Annotated in this window: 3 protein-coding genes; 1 reads left to right on the top strand and 2 read right to left on the bottom strand. The window is 73.6% G+C overall.

What is annotated here, in order from left to right; translation table 11 throughout:
* On the top strand, positions 1-671 hold a 671-nt coding region (locus MHY85_RS21585; protein WP_255733793.1), incomplete at its 5' end, for an HNH endonuclease signature motif containing protein.
* Between the two features lie 30 nt (positions 672-701).
* Here MHY85_RS21585 and MHY85_RS20260 read toward each other — a convergent pair.
* Both MHY85_RS20260 and MHY85_RS20255 read right to left on the bottom strand, forming a co-directional pair.
* A complete protein-coding gene (locus MHY85_RS20260; RefSeq protein WP_239200092.1) occupies positions 702-2762 on the bottom strand; it encodes a glycosyl hydrolase in 2061 nt (686 codons plus the stop codon).
* Positions 2755-4404: a glycosyltransferase family 2 protein gene (locus MHY85_RS20255; protein WP_239200090.1), complete on the bottom strand. Its 1650-nt coding sequence runs from the start codon at positions 4402-4404 to the stop codon at positions 2755-2757. The genes MHY85_RS20260 and MHY85_RS20255 overlap by 8 nt, the downstream gene beginning before the upstream one ends.
* Between the last annotated feature and the right edge of the window lie 60 nt (positions 4405-4464).

The following is a 4464-nucleotide window of genomic DNA, read 5'->3' as shown; positions in this document are numbered from 1 at the left end:
TCCCGCCCGCGCCCGAGCCCGTCCCGCCCGCGCCCGAGCCCGCGCCGGCCGTGCCGGTCCCGGGCGTGCCCGCGACCGACCCCGCGACCGCCGCCGCGCGTCGCAGCTGCACCCGCTGCGCGGGGCGCCCGGGTGCCGAGGTCAACCTCACCATCGCCGCCTCCACCCTCCTGGGCCTGGACGACCACCCCGCCGACCTCGACGGGTACGGGCCCATCGACGCCGTGCGCGCCCGGGCCCTGGCCGACGGCGGCATCTGGCGGCGCATCATCACCGACCCCGCCACCCACCAGGTCCTCGACGTCGGACGCCAGCGCTACCGACCACCCACCGGGCTCGCCGCGTTCGTCCGCACCCGCGACACCACCTGCGTGGCACCCGGGTGCACCGTCCCGGCCCGCAACGCCGACCTCGACCACACCATCGAGTACCACCCCCAACCCGGCGACCCACCCGACCAACCCCTCGGCCGCACCGACGCCAACAACCTCGGACCCCTGTGCCACCGCCACCACCGCCTCAAGACCGACGGCGGGTTCCGGCTACGCCAGATCGCCCCCGGGCTGTTCGAGTGGATCACCCCCGCCGGACACCGGTACCTCACCCGCCCCGGCACCGGCCACACCCACGACGCCACCACCGACCCGTACGACGCACCCCCACCGTTCTAGGCGGTGGACCGCCCGCGGCTCGGAGGACGCCTACGCGCGCAGCCCCACCGCGAGCGCCAGGTCGCCGAACGCCACGAGCGAGCCGTCCGCGAGCCGCACGCGCCGGTCCGGCAGGCACACGATCCGCTGCCCGTCGGCGAGCGTCACCAGGGTTCCGTTCGTCGAGCCCCGGTCGACGACCCACGGGCCGTGCTCGTCGGCGCCCAGCATCAGGTGGGTCTTCGACACCGAGCGGCCCGGGTCCGCGACCGCGACCACCCGGACACCCTCCTGCGGGTCGGGGTTCCGGCCGATGAGCAGCGGGGCGTCGAGGTCCACGACCGTGCCGTCGGGGAGGCGGGCCGCCCAGCCGGCGCCGCTGGCGGGTGCGCGGACGGGGACCGGGAGCGGCGCGGGCAGGTGTCCGGTCGCTCCGGGGACGTGCCCCTCGGCGGCGGGCGGGACCGACGGCGCGGGGGCCGGCGCCGGGGCGGCCGCGGCGGTCGCCGCGGGCTCCTCGGCCGCCGGTGCGGCGGCGGCCGGCGTCGGCGCCGAGGCCAGCACCTCGCCCCCGAAGGCGCGCGCCGGGTCCGCGATGCCCGCGCGGAACGCCTCCAGGCTGTTGGCCCGCGAGTCGACCCGCCAGTCGTTCGTGGCGAGCTGCCCGTCGACGTAGGTGGTCACCGCGAGGTTGAACCAGGCGAACCCGATCACGTCGTCGTTCCGGCCCGGGTCGAAGCCCTGGAAGAACGACGTCACCCAGGCGGGCTTGGTGCCGCCGATCTCCGACGCGCCGACCTCGGCCAGCAGGATCTTCTTGTCGGTGATCGCACGGAGCTGGTCCAGCGTCCGGTCGTAGGTGTACGAGAAGGTCGCGTTGTTGTCGGCCTTGTACGGCGGGCGCTGGTAGCCGGAGACGCCGACCCAGTCCACGTAGGCGTCGCCCGGGTAGAGCGCCCGGAGGAACTCGGTGCTCTGGTGCGAGGACGACAGGTTGTTGACGATGTTGGGCGCCCAGACCCAGATGACGTACTCGTTGGCGCCGTTGGCCTCGAAGATGTCGTGCACGTGCTGCCACATCTTCACGTAGTCGCCCACGTTGTTGCCGTTGATCGACGCCCCGGAGCCGGACTGCTCGGCCCAGGGGTACCAGGTGCCGTTCATCTCGTGGTCCAGGCGGATCGCGAGCGGCAGGCCCGTCGCGGCGACGTCCCGCGCGTACTGCGTGAGGTAGGCGTCGAAGTCGCCCGCGACGATCTTGGGCAGGCTGTAGTCCGGCTCCTCGACGACGTCGTTCTTGGACGCGATCGGCCGCGACTCCCAGGTCAGCATCGGCAGCATCCCGCGCTGCCAGGCGCGGGTGACCGCGTTGGCGCGGTACGCCTCGTCCCAGCCGCCGAAGAACCCGACCATCGTCTGCTGCCGGCCGACCTCCTCGGCCGCGTCGTCGAACGTGGCCCAGTTGAACGGGGCCTGCTCGGTGTACATGCCGAAGTAGCGGCTGGTCGGGTTCACCAGCGCGGCCTTGCTCGGGGCGGTCGGCTTCGTGGGCGCGGCCGGGGCGCCCGGGTCGTCCGGGCGCGGGGCGCTCGGGTTGGCCGCGCCGGAGCCGCCGCCGGAGCCGCCCGAGCCGCTGCCCGAACCGCCCGTGCCGGCCGCGGCAGCCGAGCCGCCGCGGCCCGAGCGGGACGACGACCCGGACGACTTCGAGGAGCCGGACGACCCGGAGGTCGCCTTCTGGTCGGTCTCGGCGGCGGCAGCGGCCTCGGCCTCCCGCTGCGCCTGGTTCTGCGCGGCGGTCTCCTCGCCCTTCTTGCGGGCGGCCTGCTCGTCGCCCAGGACCTCGCGCAGGGCGTCGGCCTGCGCGCGGCTGGACTGGAGCTGGCCCTCGAGCTCGGCGTTCCGCTGCTGGAGCGCGAGCTCGGCGGCGGTGGGCTCGTCGGCCTCGGCGTTCACGATCGAGGAGACGGTCGGCAGGTTCCACACGACGGCGGTGACGGCGACGAGCGCCAGCACGATGACGGCGGTCGCGACGCGGGCGCGGAGGGTCATCCGGCCCATCGTGGGCGCCCACCAGTGCTTGCCGCTGGGCGTGATCGGTGCGTCAGACATAGAGGAGGGCCTCCAGGGCGAACAGGACCACGGCGATCGCGTAGGGGATCGCCGCGAGCGGGTTGAGCCGCCGGCGGGGGCTCGTGGGGGCGGCGGCACGGGCGTGCCGGCGCGAGCTCTCGGGGGCGGTGACGGTCGCGACCGCGGCGTGCGCGGCCGGGGCCGGGGACGCCGCCGGCGCGGCGGGCGCGGCGGCGCCGGCCTCCAGGGGCGCGTGCCCGGCGACCGCGTGCACCGGCTCCCCGTACGCGCCCGGGTCGGTGGCGTGGTCGCGCTGCGTCGGGAAGCCGCCGCGGTCGACGACGTCCACCGGGGCGGTGTCGGCGATCAGGCCGAGCTCGGCCTCGAGGGTGCCGGGCTGCGGGGTCTCCTCGACGCCGCCCTGGCCCGGGTCGCCGCCGGCGTACGCGCCGGCCCGGGTCCCCCAGCCGGAGGCGTGCGCCATGCGCAGGAAGCCGAGCAGGCGGACCGGCATCAGGAAGAACGTCGAGACGATGATGAAGATCGGCAGCCGGAAGAAGTCGCTGGGGACCTCCTGCAGGTGCCGGATCTGCCGGATCGCCATCGACAGCACCGAGGACACGACCATCAGGCCGATGACCCAGAACCAGCCGGCCTGGGCGCCGTACGTCTCGAGCATCGCCTCGTAGAGGTTGACGCCGGTGCCGCTGACCGAGCGGTAGATCCAGCCCGCGATCGTCCCGACGAGCAGGAACGGCAGGAGGATGTCGGTCAGGAAGAAGATCGCCAGGATCGGCGCGTGCCCGAGCATCCAGGGCAGCATCCGCAGCGTGTTGTACTGCGAGCCGCGCGCCCAGCGGAGCTGCTGCTTGAACAGCTTCTTCACCTGCAGCGGGGCGTCCGTGTAGACGAGGCTCGTGTGCTGGTAGACGGTCCGGTAGCCCTGCTTGAGGGTCAGGTTCGTCAGCGTGCGGTCGTCGGACACCTCGAGGAAGACGCCCATGAACCGCTGGGTCATGAAGTCGTCCATGACCTCCATGAGGATGTGCCGGCGGAACGCGATCGTGCGGCCCGGGAGGCAGCCGACCTGGCCGAGCACCGACTGGGCGGGCATCGAGTAGAGCGACCGGGAGTTCTCCAGCCAGTCCGCCCAGCGGGTGATCCAGGAGCGCGTGGGCTCGAGGATGCGCTGGCGGGTGGTGACGCCGCCGATGTTCGCGTCCTTGAACGGCTTGATCAGCTCGGGCAGCGTGCCCGGCGTCCACACCGTGTCGGAGTCGAGCAGCACGGTGATGTCGTACTTCGACATCTCGGTGCCGATCTTGACCGCGTTCCGCTTGCCCGGGACGGGGGTGTGCACCCAGCGGACGAGCGGCGCGAACTCCTCGCAGACGGCCTGGAGCCCGGGGTTGACCGCGCCGTTGATGACGACGATCACCTCGTCGGGCCGCTGCTCGGTCACGCGCGTCAGCACGTCGCGGAACAGGTCGAGGGGCTCGTCGACCACCGGGACGATCACGCTGGTCGTCTCGTGGTGCTCCTCGGTCCACGGGCGGTACCGGCGGGACAGGCCCACCTTGAGCAGCCACAGGGCCCAGACGAGCCCGGAGAAGATCGTGAAGAGGTACAGCTCGGCCTGCTCGTCGAGCATGTGCCGGATCTGCAGGATGAAGATGAACATCGCTCACCTCGGCGTCGGTCGGGAGGGGGCCGGCGGCGACGGTGACGCGGCGGAGGGCGG

It is taken from the genome of Cellulomonas sp. ACRRI, assembly GCF_022346185.1.
Taxonomy (GTDB): Bacteria; Actinomycetota; Actinomycetes; order Actinomycetales; family Cellulomonadaceae; genus Cellulomonas.
This window is presented reverse-complemented; position numbering and strand designations above follow the sequence as displayed.